Source organism: Marinobacter sp. (assembly GCF_034669625.1).
In the GTDB taxonomy this organism is placed as follows: domain Bacteria; phylum Pseudomonadota; class Gammaproteobacteria; order Pseudomonadales; family Oleiphilaceae; genus Marinobacter.
In genome coordinates, this window is sequence record NZ_JAXMOY010000002.1 from 189878 (window position 1) to 207812 (window position 17935).

Annotated in this window: 20 protein-coding genes; 13 read left to right on the forward strand and 7 right to left on the reverse strand. The window is 55.2% G+C overall.

Annotation, left to right across the window (positions count from 1 at the left end; genetic code table 11):
• Positions 1 to 20 precede the first annotated feature (20 nt).
• The 3 genes from VOI14_RS02875 to VOI14_RS02885 form a co-directional block, all read right to left on the reverse strand.
• Positions 21 to 1115, reverse strand: coding sequence for a rhomboid family intramembrane serine protease (locus VOI14_RS02875; protein WP_323750521.1), 1095 nt, complete (start codon positions 1113 to 1115; stop codon positions 21 to 23).
• Between the two features lie 15 nt (positions 1116 to 1130).
• Positions 1131 to 1712: a biotin transporter BioY gene (locus tag VOI14_RS02880; protein WP_323750522.1), complete on the reverse strand. Its 582-nt coding sequence runs from the start codon at positions 1710 to 1712 to the stop codon at positions 1131 to 1133.
• Positions 1713 to 1926: 214 nt separating this feature from the next.
• The gene (locus VOI14_RS02885) at positions 1927 to 2094 is read right to left on the reverse strand and encodes a hypothetical protein (RefSeq protein ID WP_323750523.1); all 168 of its coding nucleotides are present in this window, start codon (positions 2092 to 2094) and stop codon (positions 1927 to 1929) included.
• A gap of 315 nt (positions 2095 to 2409) precedes the next feature.
• Here VOI14_RS02885 and trxA point away from each other — a divergent pair, with 315 nt between their 5' ends.
• The 9 genes from trxA (at position 2410) to VOI14_RS02930 (ending at position 9963) form a co-directional block, all read left to right on the forward strand.
• A complete protein-coding gene (gene trxA, locus VOI14_RS02890) occupies positions 2410 to 2733 on the forward strand; it encodes a thioredoxin (RefSeq protein WP_323750524.1) in 324 nt (107 codons plus the stop codon).
• A gap of 33 nt (positions 2734 to 2766) precedes the next feature.
• Positions 2767 to 3696 carry a LysR family transcriptional regulator gene (locus VOI14_RS02895; RefSeq protein ID WP_323750525.1) on the forward strand — a complete coding sequence of 310 codons (930 nt, stop codon included), beginning with the start codon at positions 2767 to 2769 and terminating at the stop codon, positions 3694 to 3696.
• A 117-nt stretch (positions 3697 to 3813) separates the two neighbouring features.
• Positions 3814 to 4407, forward strand: a complete 594-nt coding sequence (locus tag VOI14_RS02900) for a TetR/AcrR family transcriptional regulator (RefSeq protein WP_323750526.1) — start codon at positions 3814 to 3816, stop codon at positions 4405 to 4407.
• A gap of 177 nt (positions 4408 to 4584) precedes the next feature.
• Entirely contained in the window at positions 4585 to 5349 is a 765-nt protein-coding gene (locus VOI14_RS02905) for a hypothetical protein (RefSeq protein ID WP_323750527.1), read from the forward strand.
• Positions 5350 to 5515: 166 nt separating this feature from the next.
• Complete coding sequence (locus VOI14_RS02910; RefSeq protein WP_323750528.1) at positions 5516 to 6673, forward strand: iron-containing alcohol dehydrogenase; 1158 nt, start codon at positions 5516 to 5518, stop codon at positions 6671 to 6673.
• Positions 6674 to 6689: 16 nt separating this feature from the next.
• Positions 6690 to 7718: an NADP-dependent oxidoreductase gene (locus VOI14_RS02915; protein ID WP_323750529.1), complete on the forward strand. Its 1029-nt coding sequence runs from the start codon at positions 6690 to 6692 to the stop codon at positions 7716 to 7718.
• 56 nt (positions 7719 to 7774) lie between these two features.
• Positions 7775 to 8452, forward strand: a complete 678-nt coding sequence (locus tag VOI14_RS02920) for a type 1 glutamine amidotransferase domain-containing protein (protein ID WP_323750530.1) — start codon at positions 7775 to 7777, stop codon at positions 8450 to 8452.
• A gap of 135 nt (positions 8453 to 8587) precedes the next feature.
• Complete coding sequence (locus VOI14_RS02925) at positions 8588 to 9025, forward strand: YtoQ family protein (protein ID WP_323750531.1); 438 nt, start codon at positions 8588 to 8590, stop codon at positions 9023 to 9025.
• A gap of 50 nt (positions 9026 to 9075) precedes the next feature.
• Positions 9076 to 9963, forward strand: coding sequence for a DNA ligase (locus VOI14_RS02930; protein ID WP_323750532.1), 888 nt, complete (start codon positions 9076 to 9078; stop codon positions 9961 to 9963).
• A 10-nt stretch (positions 9964 to 9973) separates the two neighbouring features.
• On the opposite strand, the gene VOI14_RS02935 is transcribed toward VOI14_RS02930, so the two are convergent.
• Complete coding sequence (locus VOI14_RS02935) at positions 9974 to 10537, reverse strand: ATP-dependent zinc protease (protein ID WP_416361381.1); 564 nt, start codon at positions 10535 to 10537, stop codon at positions 9974 to 9976.
• A gap of 261 nt (positions 10538 to 10798) precedes the next feature.
• On the opposite strand from VOI14_RS02935, the gene VOI14_RS02940 reads away from it, so the two are divergent.
• From VOI14_RS02940 to VOI14_RS02950, 3 genes are all read left to right on the forward strand, one after another.
• Complete coding sequence (locus VOI14_RS02940) at positions 10799 to 11710, forward strand: hypothetical protein (protein WP_323750534.1); 912 nt, start codon at positions 10799 to 10801, stop codon at positions 11708 to 11710.
• Entirely contained in the window at positions 11707 to 12018 is a 312-nt protein-coding gene (locus tag VOI14_RS02945) for a hypothetical protein (protein WP_323750535.1), read from the forward strand. Before VOI14_RS02940 ends, VOI14_RS02945 begins: the two co-directional genes overlap by 4 nt.
• A 77-nt stretch (positions 12019 to 12095) precedes the next feature.
• Positions 12096 to 12674, forward strand: coding sequence for a porin family protein (locus VOI14_RS02950; RefSeq protein ID WP_323750536.1), 579 nt, complete (start codon positions 12096 to 12098; stop codon positions 12672 to 12674).
• Positions 12675 to 12726: 52 nt separating this feature from the next.
• Here VOI14_RS02950 and cysK read toward each other — a convergent pair whose 3' ends face one another.
• A complete protein-coding gene (gene cysK, locus VOI14_RS02955; RefSeq protein ID WP_323750537.1) occupies positions 12727 to 13698 on the reverse strand; it encodes a cysteine synthase A in 972 nt (323 codons plus the stop codon).
• A 110-nt stretch (positions 13699 to 13808) separates the two neighbouring features.
• On the opposite strand from cysK, the gene VOI14_RS02960 reads away from it, so the two are divergent.
• The gene (locus VOI14_RS02960) at positions 13809 to 14588 is read left to right on the forward strand and encodes an ATP-binding protein (RefSeq protein ID WP_323750538.1); all 780 of its coding nucleotides are present in this window, start codon (positions 13809 to 13811) and stop codon (positions 14586 to 14588) included.
• Between the two features lie 6 nt (positions 14589 to 14594).
• On the opposite strand, the gene VOI14_RS02965 is transcribed toward VOI14_RS02960, so the two are convergent.
• Positions 14595 to 15902 (reverse strand): DUF3422 domain-containing protein, encoded by a 1308-nt coding sequence (locus VOI14_RS02965; protein ID WP_323750539.1) that lies wholly within the window; start codon positions 15900 to 15902, stop codon positions 14595 to 14597.
• Entirely contained in the window at positions 15899 to 17932 is a 2034-nt protein-coding gene (locus tag VOI14_RS02970) for an ATP-binding protein (RefSeq protein WP_323750540.1), read from the reverse strand. The genes VOI14_RS02965 and VOI14_RS02970 overlap by 4 nt, the downstream gene beginning before the upstream one ends.
• Positions 17933 to 17935: the final 3 nt, after the last annotated feature.

Sequence of the window (17935 nt, forward strand, 5' to 3'; positions counted from 1 at the left end):
CTCCTTTATCGGCGCGCACACTACCGCCGCAACTGAGCCTCCGGCTGGTTCAGCATCGCAATCAACGGGTTCTTTCTGAACACGTAATCCCGCAGCAGATAGCCCAGCAACAAACCAAGCGCAAAACCGCCCAAATGTGCCACCCAGGCCACTCCGCCTTGGCCGGAGAACATGCCAAACAGATTGATCAGGCTCCAGATCAGGAAGTACCAATGGGGTGCGAGTTTCTTCTGGTAAACAAAGAACATGAAGGTCAGGCTGGCGTGGCGGAACCACATTAAGTAGAGACCGAATAGGGCAGCGATTGACCCGCTGGCACCCACCAACAGCAGTGGGCCTTGGCTACTGTTGAAAAACAGCAGTTCTGCTAAAGCGGCCATAACACCGGCAAACAGATACAGAGCCAGAAAGGCGCTGTGGCCGAGGGCGTCTTCCAAATTGTCGCCAATGATCCACAGAAAATACATGTTACCAGCCAAATGCATGAAACTGCCGTGGACAAACTGGTAAGTGAGGAGTTGGAGGACAATATGTTCGGGGCTCTGGTTTTCAGAGTTGAACCCCCAATTTACGAAAACCCATTCGTTGGTTTCCGGGGAAAGCTGGCCTGCCATAAACACCAGGCTACACAGCAAGATTAAGGCCCAGGTGACCCACGGTGTGCGGTGGGGCTGAACGTTGTATTCCACGGGCATGGCCGTGAAAAACTGAAATAACCAGGAATGCCAGCTCACCTTTTCATTGAGGTCGCTTAACGCCTCTTTTAGCTGCGGTGAATGCATCACTTGGTCGACTTCGTGCTTATCCAACCAGACACCATCACAGGTCGGGCAGCAGTCGATTTCAGTCGTGTAGTGCTCCAGCAGTTGATAATGAACCATGGGAATCTGGCAGCGCCGGCATTGCCGGTCGCTGGACCGCAGGGCAGAGCCTAGATGGCGCTCATGATCATAATCGATGAGGTAATCATGCTGGTTTGCAATGGCCTGGTTCAGCGCCCCGTCTTCAAACCACATGCCATGGCAGTGTCGGCAGTTAAGTATCGACGGATTGCTGGTAGCCACCAACGCAGGGTTGTTGCATGAAGGGCAGTCATAAACGCGCGATCTAGGCATGAGATCTCTATTCCTCTAGCGACCAGCACTCGTTTTGATAAAACGAACAACAACAACGACTGTCGCAACCGCAAGAGCTGATTTTATAACGCCCCCGAGCAAGAACGGCAAAATGCCTTTCAGAAATGCATCTGCCGGCCCGATGGTAAAGGCGAGCCATAATCCGCCGAAACCAAGACAGACGACATGACCCAACAGCATTGCGAGGAAGGCAAGCTTAATGTGCTTTGTGTTCCATCCGCGGGCAAAGAGCAAACCAACAAGGGCAACGGCCAAGGGAAAGGCAAAGAGGTAGCCCGCGGTTGGTCCGGAGAAGTAATCCAGTCCGCTTCCGCCACCCGCAAGAACCGGCAGTCCGGCAGCGCCGAGGGCCAGCCATAAAACCGTTGAGACGGTGCCCAGCTTCCAGCCAAGAAGCCCGGCAACGGTAAGCAGCACATAGGTTTGCGCGGTAATCGGTACCGGTACCATGGGGATCTCGATGTACGATGCTATGGATAAGCACATAACGGCGATTGCGACGATCACCAGTTTCCAGCTCGCAGGCAGAGCATTTGGGCCGGCGGGGCTGAAACTACGGCTGGGTTCAGACATCATCTTTCTTACCTTCTCATAAACGCGGGATTTTGCGCTAGAACTCTAACGGAGTCGGGTAGTGGGGGCCACTACAACGGAAGGAAAAATGGAGATAAACCGAGCGATCGATGGCGGGAGGGAGTGTTAGCCACTCTAAAATGGCTCGAGTTGATGATCTAAAAACGCACCGTCCCTGGTGCCAAGATGCACATGAAAAATCGAAGGGTTAATCGTGTTAGTCAGACACGATTTCACCGCGAATGACTGTTTGGCCGCTGTACGGGGCAGGCTCTGTGGTCTCTACCCGTGCGTTGTCTGAATCGCGGTCTGCAAGGCTTGCTTGTGCAGGCAGGGCAGCAACGGCAACGAGGGAAGCGATGGCGGCGAGTGTAATGTTACGCATAGGTCTTTCTCCGGTTCGGAACGTTTGTTGATAGCCAAGTCGAAAGCGACTCGGTATCAGATGGCAGGCAGTATGAGTCCCGGAGGTGGTCGTGAATAATTCGGAATCAGTATGGGATACATCACTGAAACTTATAGCAGGAGGTTTGAGGCTGGATTTTTTTGGGAGTGTTGTAAGGAATTCCCGCTATCTGACCATGATAAGCTGGGCTGGTATCATTTCGGCGAATGTGAGTCATATGTATGGGGAATTGGTGTTGTCGGTCATTCAGCCTCAAAGTGACGACAAGCTTTGTACCCTCCAGGAGAAATGACGATGACTGACATTATTTATGTAACCGATGCCGATTTTGATCAAGCTGTTTTGCAGAGCGGCCAGCCCGTGTTGGTGGATTTTTGGGCGCCGTGGTGTGGTCCATGCAAAGCGATAGCTCCGCTGCTTGAAGAACTTGCAGAGGAGTTTGATGGGCAGTTGACCATTGCTAAAGTAAACGTTGATGATAGCCCGAAAGTCGCGGCCAAATTGAGCATTCGGGCGATCCCGACTCTGGCACTCTTTCGAGACGGTGCAGCCATTGCCCGCCAAACTGGTGCTGGCAGCCTGAGCGAGCTTCGTACCTTTGTGAAAGGTAACTTATAAGCGTCTACATAAACCCAACCGGGGTTACCGTTAATGAAAACCCAAGAGCTCCAGTTGCTCTATATTTTCGACGCCATCATGACAGAGCGGTCGGTGACCCGAGCGGCTGACCGCCTCTCCATGACCCAACCCGCCGTGTCGAATGCGATTTCCAGAATGCGCCAGATCTGGAACGACCCGGTGTTCGTTCGCAAAGGCAGAAATATTGAGCCCACATCCTACGCTTTGAGCCTCTGGGACCAGGTGGGCGGGCCGATGTTTTCTTTGACGAATGCCGTGAGTGCCACGCAGTTTGATCCCCAAACGTCAAAGCGGAGATTTCGGTTAGCGGTCACGGACATCATCGTAGAAATGGTGTGGCGTCCTTTGATCAAGTTGCTTGAAGAAGAGGCACCGGGTGTCGATGTCCATGCTGTGCCCTATACCCCCGAAGGTACTCACGACGATCTACGGGAAGCGAACGTCGATTTGGCGGTGGGTATGTTGCATCACCACGATCACAGTCTGCGCAGTACCTGGCTGTTTGAAGGGGGCTATGTGCTGGCGATGCGGGAAGATCACCCCCTTGCTGGAAGGCCGATCACGCTGGAAGAATTTCTGGAAGCACGTCACCTGCTGGTGACCATGTCCGGTGACGCCCATGGGTTCGTTGACAGTTATCTTGACCAGAAAGGCCAGAGCCGCCGGATTGCTGCGACGGTCAATCAGTTTTCTATTGCCCCGGAGCTCCTGAGAGAAACCGACCTCATTGCGGCGGTGCCCGAAATGATCAGTCAGGATTGCGGTTTCATCAACGGTTTATGGATGAGTGAGTTACCGTTCAAGGTCGATCCGACTAGTCTCTATCTGATCTGGCATGCCCGTCACGATCGTGACCCCGGAGTTATCTGGATGCGGGGTCACCTTGAACGGCTACTGCAAGAGCGCTGGCAGGAAATCATGACCTCCTCGCCCTGCTCTTAGGCGTAGAAAGTCGTTTACGCGCTGCTCACCGTCCGCTGTATAAGCTCAGGAAATGCTTGCTCGGCGGCCGGTGTGCGCTTTCTAGACAATTGGTCTAATCCCGCTTAGAATTTCGCCATGGAACCAAAAGTAGCAACTCAAGATGTGCGCAGCCACATCCTCGCAACCGCCCAGGTCATCATCAGTGGTAAAGGCTTCAGCGCTGTAGGATTAAACCAAATCTTGCAGGCCGCCGGCGTGCCTAAAGGCTCTTTCTATCACTATTTCGGTTCCAAAGAAGCGTTTGGTGAAGAGTTGCTCAAGAGCTATTTTGCCAATTACCAAGAGACGCTGGATACCATGCTGTCACGCCCGGGCCTGACGGGCGCCGAGCGCTTGATCAGATACTGGGAGACCTGGCTGGAAACCCAATCCGCCTGCGATCCGAAAGGCAAATGCCTCACCGTTAAGCTGGCCGCCGAGGTCAGTGATTTGTCCGAAGCCATGCGAGCTGTTTTGGCTCGGGAAACGTCCCGGGTAGTTGCAAGGTTAGCGCAGGCGGTTTCAGAGGGCATGGCTGATGGTTCCTTGCCAACGTCTCTGAATGCCACGGTAACGGCTTCAACTCTTTACCAGTTGTGGCTGGGTGCGAGTCTGCGCAGCAAGATCACACGCGACCGCGAGCCCATGGAGTGCGCGCTGGCGGCAACCAGAGAAATGCTCGGCCTTTAACGTCGCGTTCAATCTAACCCGGCTGTCTAAGATACAGCCGACGGCTGGTTTCTGCCCTTCCTATCACCAGAAGTGATGTGAAGGATACGACCTCCGAATTATTCAAAATCCCCCTGCCCACCAATAATAGCCATTCCTCCGATATTGCTCGGTAAGATCAATTTAAAGGAATGCGTAATGAGTTCTCGTAGTGGCAACTTTCTCGATTGTCTCGATGTCAGTGCGCAACAGGGTAGAGAAAGTGAGCGTGCCCGGCGTTGGCATAAACCGGCAACAGTTGTCGTCGAGAATCTGACAGGCGAAAAACAGGTGGTGAAAACCTACCCCTCCTTCGTTTTTCCACTGACGCAATACTTTCGAGCGCTGGCCAGGCACGAATACAGAATGCTCAAGGCCGTTGAAGGACTGTCGTTTACCCCCAACGATGTGTACCGGTGCACGGACCGCCGCGGAGCCATACAGTACCGGCACGTTGACGGAGTGCCGCTAAAAGAGTTGGGGAAGCGAGGTGGTGTTCCGGAAGACTTCTTTGTGAAGCTTTACGCCTCGGTGCAGCAACTGCACAGAAGCGGTGTGGTTCATTTCGATCTGGGTAACTCGGGCAATGTGTTGTGTGGGGCATCGGGCGACCCCAAGATCATCGATTTCGGGTCTGCGGTGTTTTTCCGTTTATTGCCGGGAATCGCCGGGGACTGGGCTCGCAAGAAGGATCGGATGGGTGTACTGAAGCTCTGGTATCGATTTGATCGGGACAGCATGCCCAGCACAGCGCAGGCCTACTACCGAGCACATTACCGGAAAAACATTTATACACCCAAGCGCTTTGTGAAAGCGTTGAAACGGAGCTTTTTGAAGCCTGCCCTGGCGTATGAAGATGCGTTGCCGATGGCGGCTATTTTCGGGTTGTTTTTTGGGCTGATGGCCTTAGTGTCAATGTTCTAAGCCGAGAGAAGGCCGCAGGGCGCTTCAGAGTGATGATATTTTCTTCATGAATGTAGACGACTGGTCTAGTCATGTTTAGACTGAGAATCAACATTAAAGAATAGGCTGATCTGATCAGCTTTTTATTTACCTGGTCACTAGACGACTGGTCTAAGAGTGAGGTGTTATGAATAATTTCGAGTTCTACAATCCCACGCGCATCGTGTTCGGCGAAGGCACGATCCAACGTCTTGATAAGCTGGTACCCGAAAATGCACGGGTGTTGCTGCTGTTCGGCGGTGAAAGTGCCAAGAAAACCGGCACCATAGACGAGGTCAAGCAAGCTCTGGGCGACCGGCACATTGGCGAGTTTGGTGGTATCGAGCCAAACCCGACCTACGAAACCCTGATGAAAGCGGTCGCCGTGATTGAGCAGAACCAGTTCGATTTCTTGCTGGCAGTTGGTGGCGGCTCGGTGATCGACGGCACCAAATTTGTGGCCGCTGCGGTTGGTTTTGACGGTGATCCTTGGAGCATTCTGGAAAAGCGGGGGCGGAATATCACCCACGCCATTCCGTACGGTTCTGTATTGACGTTGCCGGCCACCGGTTCCGAGATGAACAGTGGCGCGGTCGTGACCAACAAGGCGCTGCGAGCCAAACTGCCGTTTTCCAGCCCGTTGGTTTATCCCGCGTTCTCGATTCTGGACCCAGTCAAAACCTTCACGCTGCCAGCGAAGCAGATCAGCAACGGGGTTGCCGATGCATTTACCCATATTGTTGAGCAATACCTGACTTATCCGGCCAATGGCATGGTTCAGGACCGCTTTGCAGAAGGTCTGCTGCAAACGCTCGTTGAGATCGGCCCGAAAGTATTGGAAGACCCGGAAAACTACGAGCTGAGAGCGAACCTGATGTGGGTGGCCACGCAGGCACTGAATGGTTTGATTGGCGCTGGCGTACCTCAGGATTGGGCAACGCACATGGTTGGCCATGAATTGACGGCGTTGTACGGCATTGATCATGCCCGGACCTTGGCCATCGTGCTGCCAGGCATGCTGGATGTGCGCCGCGAGTCCAAAGCGGAAAAGTTGCTACAGTATGGTGAGCGGGTCTGGAACATTCGCGAAGGCTCTGCCGAAGAGCGTATTGAAAAGACGATTCAGGCGACTCGTCAGTTTTTTGAAAGCTTGTCTATTCCGACCCGACTGCCAGATTACGGGCTCGATGAGAACTCCATCGACGACATCATCAGCCAGCTTGAACGCCACGGTATGACGAAGCTCGGTGAACACGGAGACGTGACGCCGGACATCAGCCGTCGTGCCCTTGAAGCCAGCCTGTAACGGAGGAGACAAGACCATGGAGAATTCAACATTGAAAAATCGCCAGTGGGTTTTGAACCAGCGTCCGAACGGCGCACCGACCTCCGAGGATTTCAAACTGGTAGAGACTGAGGTCCCGAGCCTGAATGAAGGTGAAGTGCTCCTCAAAACCCGTTACTTGTCCCTGGACCCGTACATGCGCGGTCGAATGAGCGAGGCTCCGTCCTACGCGCCGTCTTTGAACATCGGCGAAGTGATTGTCGGCGGTACGGTGTCGGAAGTGGTGGAATCCAGAAACCCGAAGTTCGCGAAAGGCGACCGGGTTCTGGCCGGGAGCGGATGGCAGGAATACGCGGTATCTGACTGCTCCGGACTGATGTCGGTTGAAGGCTTGCCCGAACCCTCATACGCCTTGAGCCTGATGGGCATGCCCGGCTTCACGGCTTATCACGGATTGTTGAACATCGGCGAGCCGAAACCCGGTGAAACCGTTGTTGTCGCTTCAGCCAGCGGAGCGGTTGGCTCAGTGGTGGGCCAGATCGCAAAACTGAAAGGCTGTCGGGTTGTCGGCATCACCAGCGGTGGTGAAAAACAGCGTTACGTAAAGGACACTCTGGGCTTTGATGTGAGCCTGGACCGGCACTCGCCGGATTTCGAGGCGGAGCTTGCCCAAGCCGCACCGGATGGCATTGATGTGTATTACGAAAACGTGGGTGGTGCGGTCTTCGATGCGGTTTTGCCGTTGTTGAACGATTTCGCCCGTATTCCGGTGTGCGGCATGATTGCCCACTACAATGCGACAGAGTTACCGCAGGGACCGGATCGCGTGCCCATGCTTGCCGGTATGATTTTGCGCAAACGGATTCGGATGCAGGGGTTCATCATCATGGACCATTACGAAACCGGGTATGCGCCATTTGTCAAAGAGATGACCCAATGGCTGCAGGCCGACCAGATTCGTATCAAGGAAGACCGGGCGCACGGTATTGAAGTCGCGCCGGAGGCTTTCATTGGCCTTCTGGAAGGGAAGAACTTCGGCAAGGTGGTGGTGGATTTCGGAGCATAGCCTTCGCGCCATCCAGACCAACGAACGACCCAATTCAGATCAGGTGAGGTAAGACTATGAACGTGTTAATGGTACTGACATCCCATGATCAGCTAGGAAACACCGGTGAAAAGACCGGCTTCTGGCTTGAGGAACTGGCTGCGCCTTATTACGTGTTTAAAGACGCGGGAGTCGAGGTGGTACTGGCGTCCCCGCTGGGTGGGAAGCCTCCGCTCGATCCCAACAGCAACCAACAAGACGCCCTGACCGAGGCTACGCATCGATTCGAGGCCGATCCGGAAGCGAATGCTGCGCTGGCTTCAACCGCCAAACTGGAGGACGTATCGCTGGAGGATTTCGACGCCGTGTTCTATCCGGGCGGCCACGGTCCTTTGTGGGACTTGGCGGAGAATCCGAAATCCATTGCTTTGATTGAAAACGCGATTCAAGCAGGTACACCGGTAGGGGCTGTTTGCCACGCCCCCGGAGTGTTGCGGCACGTTAAAGGCGAAGACGGAAAGCCACTGGTATCTGGTAAACAGGTAACCGGTTTTACCAATACCGAGGAAGACGCGGTCGGCCTGACTGACGTAGTACCCTTTTTGGTTGAAGATATGTTGAAGGAAAATGGCGGGGATTACAGCAAAGGTGATGACTGGCAGTCCTTCGTCGTAACCGACGGCCTTCTGGTGACCGGACAGAACCCGGCGTCTTCCGCAGCGGCGGCGAAAGCGTTGCTGGAGCTGATGACGTAGCAAAGGTTGCTGAGCATTGATCCTGCACCGAGCCTGCGAGTTAGCGGCTGAGGGCCGTTAACCCGCAGTGAACATCTCTTGCTATTGGCGTATCATCCCCGGTTTAAAGCCTTTCAATGCCTACAGGAGAGCACAATGATCTGGACTGTTTACCTATCAGGTGAAATTCACACGGACTGGCGCGAGCAGATTGCTGCCGGTGCTGAAGCCGCTGGCCTGCCGGTAGAGTTTGTATCTGCCAATACCGACCACGACTCGAGCGACGCAGCCGGCGATTTTCTGGGCAAGCCGGAACACAATTTCTGGCGTGATCACCAGTCTTCCAAGGTCAACGCTATTCGCACCAAGACTTTGTTGGAACAGTGTGATCTGGCGGTGATTCGCTTCGGTGACAAGTACAAGCAGTGGAACGCCGCGTTCGATGCCGGCTACTGTGCTGCGATGGGCACGCCCTACGTCACCCTTCACGATGAAGCCATTGTGCACCCGCTGAAAGAAGTGGACGCTGCGGCCATGGCTTGGGCGCAAACCCCTGAGCAGGTGGTTGAGCTGTTGAAGTACATCACGGCGTAATCGCTCCACGGCCGGAGCCGCGCTAACAGGACGTTATAAGGCAAAGGATTATGCCAATCTTCACTATCCGACCTGCCAGGGCTTTGGCGCTGGCAGTCGGTCTTATCGTTTTTCTTAGTTCTTGCTTGTACCCCTCGTTAACCAGGGCACAGCCGCCCGCTATTCCGTTGGCGAATGTGTACCATCAAAGCGTCGATCTTCAGGCTTATTGGGTCAGCGAAAAGCTGGATGGTGTGCGAGCATACTGGGATGGCGAACAATTCTGGTCCCGGGGTGGACACGTTTATGCGGCTCCGCCGTGGTTCACCGAGCAATTCCCGGATCAGCCGCTGGATGGCGAGTTGTGGAGCGGCCGAGGGCGGTTTGCGCAATTATCCGGGGTGGTTCGCAAGCAGCAACCGGTTGCCGAAGAATGGCAGGCCGTGCGCTTCCATGCCTTTGATCTTCCCATCAAGAACACGCCGTTTACGGCTCGTTATCAGCGGTTGAAAAAGCTGGTAGAAGAGTCTGGTTCGCGCTATCTGGTATTCGTTCCGCAACACTCGATCACACACCATGAAGCCCTGATGGCGAAGTTGGACGCGGCGGTCGCTGCCGGTGCGGAAGGCTTGATGCTCAAGCGCAAAGCCAGCCTGTATCACGCCGGGCGTTCGGATGATTTGCTCAAGGTGAAAACGTTTGAGGATGCGGAAGCCGTGGTGACTGACCATTTGCCCGGTCAAGGCAAGTATCGGGGCATGATGGGGGCATTGGAGGTCGAGCTCGAGAACGGTCGCCGATTTCGTATCGGAACAGGGTTCAGCGATGCCGACCGGCGCAGCCCGCCGCCGCTCGGGGCAACGGTGACCTTTCGCTATCGCGGGCATACTGCAACCGGCTTGCCCCGTTTTGCCAGTTTCCTCAGGGTTCGGAAAGACGAGCCTGAAGCGGCCCAATAATCTGCTGGCGTCAGTGTTTCAAAGCTTCAGGGCGCTCGGCGAGTTCTTCTAAGGTGCGGTATTCACACTCCTTAGTCGCCATAAAGCTCTGAGCTGAGTCCGTCAGGATGTTGTCGTCGCGCATGAACCGGCGCCCAAGCAATACCGGGTAAGAAAATCGTCCTCGATCGGTCAGGGAAAACTGGGTTTCGTGCAAGTTGCCGGAAATGCAGAACTCCATGTTCACCACGTATCGACGTTGCGAAGGCGCGCCTTTGCGCTTGATCAGCACGGTCCGGTGCACCGGGCGCTCGAATTCCAGAATCACATCTTCGTGGTTTAGTTTGCCCTCGCTTGGCTGGTCTTCATGGTCACCTAGAGGCAGCCTGAATCTGACCCATTCCTCATCGTTTTTTTCAAAAGGTTCTACATCGACGGCATGCAGGGAAGAGGTTTTAGCTCCGGTGTCGAGCCTCGCCTTCAGCTTGACTTCGGTGTCGTCCATCACCACCCATTCCACAAAACCAAGCACTTCGGGGTCCTTCGTTGAGCTATCCGATGACGTGGCTGCGTGGGTGCCCGTGATGGAGAACATACCCATCAGGGTGGTGATCATTAAGGCAGAACGCATTCATCAACTCCTGAGCTTGAACGGTATTAGATTGTATTCGTGAGTGACTCGTCGTAAGGCTAGCAGCATTGTTCTGATAGGAAGGTTGCGACGTTATTAATAATAGTTGAAGTCGCTGGATCGTTACGGTCCGAGTGTTTGCTTTGCGCGCGCAGAAAGGCCGCATATGAGCCATATCGGAAGTTGGGGAAGCGCGTACACTGCCAGTATAACGAGGAGACGTTCATGGTGTTTTCGGTTTCAGCTGGAAAAATTCAACAACACATTTCTGCCATCGCCAGTGGGTTTTTAGGCGATTGGCTGGAGGCTCGTGGTAATGGGCTGGCAGTACCTATGACGGTGTTTGCTGGTGGCCAGGCGTTGGATGTATCCAAGCCAGAGGTGGCTGATCCGGGCTCTACGGTTTGCCTGTCCATTCATGGTTTGATGGAGCTGGAATCGGTTTGGGATTTCCCCGACCGGGCCGATGAGCATTACGGCACTCAGCTGGCGCAAGCCATAGGAGACGCCACACCCGTGAAGTTGCGTTTCAATTCAGGGCGACCTATTTACCGCAACGGTCAGGATCTGGCTAACCTGATAGAACGGTTGGTGGTGAACTGGCCTGTGGCCGTAAAACGCCTCATTCTTTTGGGGCACAGTATGGGGGGCTTGTTGATCCGTAGTGCCTGTCATTACGGTTCCACGAAAGGCCACCGATGGGTCGGAGCATCATTGGACTGTGTCTACATAGGTTCGCCCCATGATGGTTCCTGGCTCGCGATTGGTGCCCATAAAGCGGCGGCTCAGTTGAACAAAATCCCCAGAGATTACGTGAAGGTGGTGGGTGAGGTGATTGACCTGCGCAGCGAAGGTATTCGAAACCTCTCGCGTGGCGAGGTTTTTGAGCCCGGCACCGATGAACAGCTCTTGTTGTCTGGCGCGCGCCACTTTGCTGTGAGTGGGTTGTTAGTGAAAGGTGAACGTCATCCGGTGAATACCTGGTTTGGCGATGCACTGGTGCATCGCTCCAGTGCTCATGGGGCTCGCAGGAAGGGTTGGGAATTGACCGCCAGCGCGAATTTTCCAGGGGTGGATCATGTCCGCCTGGCACACCATCCTTTGGTGAACAAGCAACTACAAGCGTGGTTGGTATGAGCGATATGAACAACAATCTGCAGTGGTGGCGGGGTTTGGCCGATGTCCTGGGTCATGGTTTGCAGCATGGGGCAACGCAGCTTCAACGGGTGCATTTATCGGTCGCGGATGAGACCTTTCGGGCACTGGATGTCATCCCGGTGGTGCGGCCAACAAGCCGTATGGTCAGGGTCTGTCATCACGGCATTTCAGCGTTGAGTTACAGCAGCGTATCCTTTGCTGGCCGGATGGTTGTTCAGCTGGCGGGGGTGCGTCCAAGCGAGGGTGTCACCGGGCCAGCAGATGAAGAGAGTATGAATAAAACTTAGTTCGGGGTTAACCCAAAAACGCGATTGTTCTTGGTAGGGTGACTCACGCTCAACCCAACCACGGAGGAAAACGCGTTATGAGTCATAAATCTCATGTTGTGTATGCCACGGTTATGAGTGCGGCTGTGCTGACGGCACCGGCAGTCTGGGCGCAGGACAACGCCAGCCGCGACCAGTCAGGTCCGTACATCAGTGGTAGCTATGGTGGCTATAAGTCCCATGGTGGCGAGTTTGAAGATGAAAACGATATGCTGGGTGCCGCTTTGGGTTACCAGTTCAATGAGTTCTTTGCTCTTGAGGCCGAGTACATCGATTTCGGTAACTTTGGTGACGACGAGGTGGAAGGCAAACTCAAAGGTGCCGGGCTGAGTGCCATTGGTCGCCTGCCCTTAACTCAGAGCTTTGGTGTTTATGCTAAAGCGGGTGCTTTTGCTTCTGCGTTCGATGTGGATGCTTTCGATGACAGCGAAACCTACGACGAAGTGAACCCGTTTGTGGGTGCCGGTGTGGACTTCCGAGTGACGGAACAGCTCACGGCCTTTGCGGAATACAACCGCTATAACGTAGATATCGATGAAGACGATTTTAACGGTCAGGTGAACAACAGCGGTCCGGATTTTGATACCGGTCGGGTTGGTCTGAAGTTCCAGTTCTGATCCGTTAACGGGGAAAGTAAAAAGCGCAGCCGGTCAGGCTGCGCTTTTTTTATTACTGCTGATTTTCCAACTCGCCGAAACTGTCGGCGAACAGCGCGCTGGAGAGATAGCGCTCGGCAGAATCTGGCAAAATCACCACAATGTTCTTGCCTTTGTGTTCGGGCTGCTGGCTCACCCGAACGGCCGCCGCCACAGCGGCTCCGCAGGAAATGCCGCACAGGATGCCTTCTTCCTGCATCAATCGATGAGCCATGGCCATGGCGTCTTCATTGGAGATCGCTTCCACCTGATCGACCAGGCTCATGTCCAGGTTACCCGGAATAAAGCCAGCGCCAATGCCTTGGATTTTGTGCGGTGCAGGTTTTGGATCCTCGCCGTTTTTAACCTGGGTGATGATCGGAGAATCGGTAGGCTCAACGGCCACCGTGGTAATCGCCTTGCCCTGGGTGCTTTTGATGTAACGGGATACGCCGGTCAGTGTGCCACCGGTGCCTACGCCCGCTACGAAAATATCGACAGCGCCATCGGTATCGTGCCAGATTTCCGGACCGGTGGTGTCTTCGTGGATCTTCGGGTTGGCCGGGTTCTCAAACTGCTGGGGCAGGAAGTGGTTGTCCGGGGCCGCCTCTACAATTTCCTTCGCACGGGCAATCGCGCCGGGCATGCCTTTGGCCGGTTCGGTCAACACCAGATCTGCACCAAGCGCTTTCAGCACCTTACGGCGCTCCAGACTCATCGACGCAGGCATGGTCAGTACCAGCTTGTAGCCTCGGGCAGCCGCCACGTAAGCAAGGGCGATACCGGTGTTACCGCTGGTAGGCTCGACAATGGTCATGCCAGGCTTGAGCACACCACGTTTCTCGGCATCCCAGATCATCGCCGCACCAATTCGGCATTTGACTGAATACGCCGGGTTGCGGCCTTCAATCTTTGCCCAAATGGTGGCCCCGTCGTTTACCCGGTTCAGTTTGACCAGCGGGGTATTGCCGATGGAAAGGGAATTATCGTCGTAGATACGTGCCATGCTTTGCTCCTAGTGTCTGGTAATATCCAATAGTTATAGATCCTACCCTCGGACGACTGAGCAAAGCTAGGCCGTACACAGGCAAATTAAGAACCAAAAGGAGTAAGGTTATGAGTGAGAGTCTTTTCGATTGGCAGCATACGCCAGCTGCAGTATGGCGCCGTCATCGGTCAGGCTTGAGGGATATTCGCCGGTTAGACCCGATCAGCTGGGATGATCTCACTGGCATCGACACGCAGAAAACGGCTCTGTCACGCAATACCGAACGATTCCTGAACAAACAGCCGTCCAACAATGTCTTGCTCTGGGGTTCTCGGGGTACCGGTAAATCGTCGCTGATCAAAGCTTTGTTAAACCGCTATCAGGATCAAGGCTTACGGATGATCGAAGTGGATAAGGACGATCTGGTGAACCTGCCGGAAATCGTCGATGACATCTGCGATCTGCCATTCCGGTTCGTAATTTTCTGCGATGACCTGTCTTTTGAGGTGGGGGAGTCTGGCTACAAGGCACTCAAGAGTGTGCTGGAAGGCTCCTTAGAGCTGCCACCGGAGAACGTGCGGGTGTACGCCACCTCGAACCGCCGCCACCTGATGCCCGAGTTCATGAGCGACAACCTGAAAAGCGAAGTGCGCGACGGAGAGCTGCACCCCGCTGAAGCCATCGAGGAACAAGTGTCGTTGGCGGATCGTTTCGGGCTACAGCTGTCGTTCTATCCGTTCTCCCAGGATGTCTACTTGCAGGCGGTGGATGCCTTGTTCCCCGCGGTGGCTGATCGTGAGCAACTGCATCTCGAGGCGGTACGTTTCGCGACTCGCAAAGGGGTGCGCAACGGTCGCTCGGCCCAGCAGTTCTATCGTCAGTTCGCGGGCGACCCTCGGTTCAGCTAAGGCCGGCTAGTGGTGATCTGCCATGCGAATAAACCGATGGTGGATCAGCCGGATGGCCACAAACACACTCGCCAGAACCACGGGGATGGCGATCCCCAGTGCTACGGGTTTGTTGATTGGGTAACCGGCCCCTACCAGTGCATTCAGCCCCAGGCTGAGTAAGCCGATCAGGTAGTAGGAAATGGCGACCACCGAGAAGCCTTCAACCGTGTGCTGCATCATCAGTTGAATACGTGAGCGCCGGTCCATGGAACTGAGCAGTTCCTGATTCTGACTTTGAATAGCCAGCTCTACCCGGGTGCGCATCATGTCGGAAGCCCGGTCTACCCGGCGGGATAAGTCTTCCAGCCGAACGCTCACCGATTCACAGGTTTTGACGGCAGGGGTTAAACGCCGCGTCATGAACTCGGTGATGGTGAGATGGCCGGACATTTCGTCTTCGCGCAGCTCGTCCAGCCGGGTCAGCACAAGTCGATGGTAGGCTTTGGTGGCGGAAAACCGAAAGGTGGAGTGGGCCCGGAAGGCTTCGATTTTGGCGGCAATGTTGGTGAGCTTGGCCAGAATGGTTTGCTCATCCAGCGTTTCGTTGTCAGCCAGTGCCTGAGTAATGGTGGCCAGTTGCCGGTCCATGTCGTTCAGAGCGGGTGTGATTTCCCGGGCCATTGGCAGTGCCAGCAAAGACATCAACCGATAGGTTTCGATTTCCATCAGGCGCTGAACAAGCCGGCCTAGCTGGCTGTCTGACATGCTGTCATTGAGCACCATGAAACGGCCGAAATTGTCGCTGTGCAACTGGAAGGTGCCCAGTACCCGGGCGGCACCTTCCTGTGGGCTGCTCCCTACCAGCCGCATGCCTTCAAAATGCTTGCGCATGAACGCAGGCTCTTTGCGGGCGTGGTCCGAGGAGGGGCTTACGTCAATATGAAAGGCCGCCACCACGGTGCCTTTCAGTTGTTCCAGCCAGCCGTGAGGTAGAGCGCTTATGCCGGTTTCCTCAAAAGGCGCGGCGTTGGACGGCGCCAGATTGATAAAGGTGTAAGCGGTAAATTCCAGATGCACTTCACGGCGAATGCGCAGCTGATCAAAGGTCTGCTCATAGCAGGTGACTTCCTGCTCTGGCCAGGGCTCACCCAGCATACGGTGCAGGCTTTGCAGGTGTTTGAACTGGCTCTTGCGCTGCTCCGGTGTGGTTACGACCGCGATGTGGCTCACCCGCGCTCGGGGCGGTAAGACCTGAAAGGGCCGCGAGTGCAGCTCCTGATAAAGATCGGCGCGCAGGGGGTGGAAATCCAAAGCGACGGGCTTGGCTGTCACGGGGCAGTCCTTGGTTCGTTGGGAAGTTTCGGGATGATAGCGCGGAAGGCTACGCCGTCAATGCCCTTAAGGTACTGGTTTTGGGCATCAGTTCGGCCACCATGGAAATCTGCAATCAAGCGAACGATGAGCAGACCCTGGCCTAGATGCCCCTCAGCCTTACCTTCCCGTTGGGAAACAAACGCCCCGAAAATATCCACGCCTGGGTTGACCGGCAGGCTTGAACCTTCGTTAAACACTTCGATGGTGTAGTGCTCCGGGCTTTGCTCCAATCGCACTTCAATTCTGCCGTCTTTGGGGGTGAAGTCCCTCGCGTTATCAACCAGCTTGTCGAGCATTTGCACCAGCATTTCCGGGGAGCCGAGCAGGGGACAGGCGGTGTCGGCCACCTGCCAATGGTACTGATGGTGCGGGTCCAGTTGTTGGTAGGCCGCGCAGGCCTGATCGATGACTTCAGCCAGATCGAAGTCTTCCTTGTCAGCCTGATCAAAGCTCTGTTCCAGCCGGGCGGCCTCGCTCATGCTGTGCAAAATTCGCCGCAATCGTTCGGCCGCGGATGAGGCTCGCTCCAGATAGGCTTGTCGCTCCTCTTCGGAATGGTTGTGCGCCAGGTTTTCCAGGGATGAACGAACCACGGCTACCGGCGTTTTCAATTCGTGGGACAGCCGGCGAGAAAAACTTTCCAGATAGTGATTGTAGCTTTGCAAGCGCGACACCATTTGCCCGAAATGCTGTTGCAGTTGCCCCAGCTCGTCCCGGGAACGACCTGCGGGAATGGTCTTGATTATGCGGCCATCGTCATCAACGCTGGCACTGACCATCCGCTGCAGGCGGGCGATACGCCAGGATAGCCAGCTGGCATAGCCGAGTAAGGCCAGAGTCAGTGCCAGAATGATCAACAAGCTACGCGCTAATACACTGCCAAGGGCAGAGCCGGATACGCTGAGCAGTTGGTCCATAGACTGCTTGAGCAATAGCGACCGTCGACCGAAGAACGCGTGTTCTGTGGCCAGCCAGATTGCACCGTCCTGTTGGACTAAATGATGCTCAGGCAAACCGCCGGTGTGAAGTTGATGATGCGTTTTAGCTAAAACTTTGGGTTGTGGTTGATACAGCCTGACCAAGCTACGCAGAGCGTTGAGGGTAATCTGCTCCAGGATTTGGCCGGTGGACAGATCATCGAAATCGGTTGTTGGGGTTGGGCTGTCCACGTGGCTATGGGCCACTATCCAGCCCGTGGGTTCCAGCACCGTCACCTGTTGGCCATCGCTTAGCTGTCGTGCCAGCACTCGCTCAAGGGCGGTATTGCGCTGTACCAGAAGAGGTGGTGGTGTGATGGGCGTGCCATTGGTGCTGGGGCTTTCGTCCGATTGCCATGTTTGAAAGCCCAGTCGGCTGCCCGGAGCAGGCTTAGGCATACGCAGTTCTAACTGCCAGCGGGAGCCCAAATCTTCCCAGGCCACGTCGAGCAGGCGGTCTGGTTTAGTGGGGTCGCCATCAATCAGGGCCGGAACGTTGGTGCCCGGCGCCGTCGTTCTGATCAGCCATGTCTTTGACTGGCCAGATTCGAGTTGGCTGGCGGGAGGTTCCAGCACCAATTCGAAACGGTCGTGGGGTTGTTCTGGTAGGCTGGGGTTGAAGGGACGCAGGCCCTGATTCCGTTTCTGTACCAGCAAGTAAAGGTAGCGTTTATTGCTGGTGGCCAGCCACCTCAGACTGTCCTGACCGGGTCGGGACTGCCACGGAAGCTGTTCTTCGTGTTCCTGAAAGCCGGGCCAGGTGGTGGTAAAACCGTCCACTTTCGGAAATTGTGTTGTGGGGGCAGCATAAAGAGCTTCACTGCCTTCAACCACAGGGGCACCCAGCATGAAATCGCCGGCCACTTCGGCCAGGCGAGCTCCTTTTTCGTCCAATTGCAGCAGCGCTTGAGCCCGCAGTGCGTTGTCGAGTTCCAGCACAAACTTCAGGCCGGCCCAAGGGATCAGCAGCATCAACACGCTGGCCAGAAATAACTGGCGCTTGAGGCTCACGGC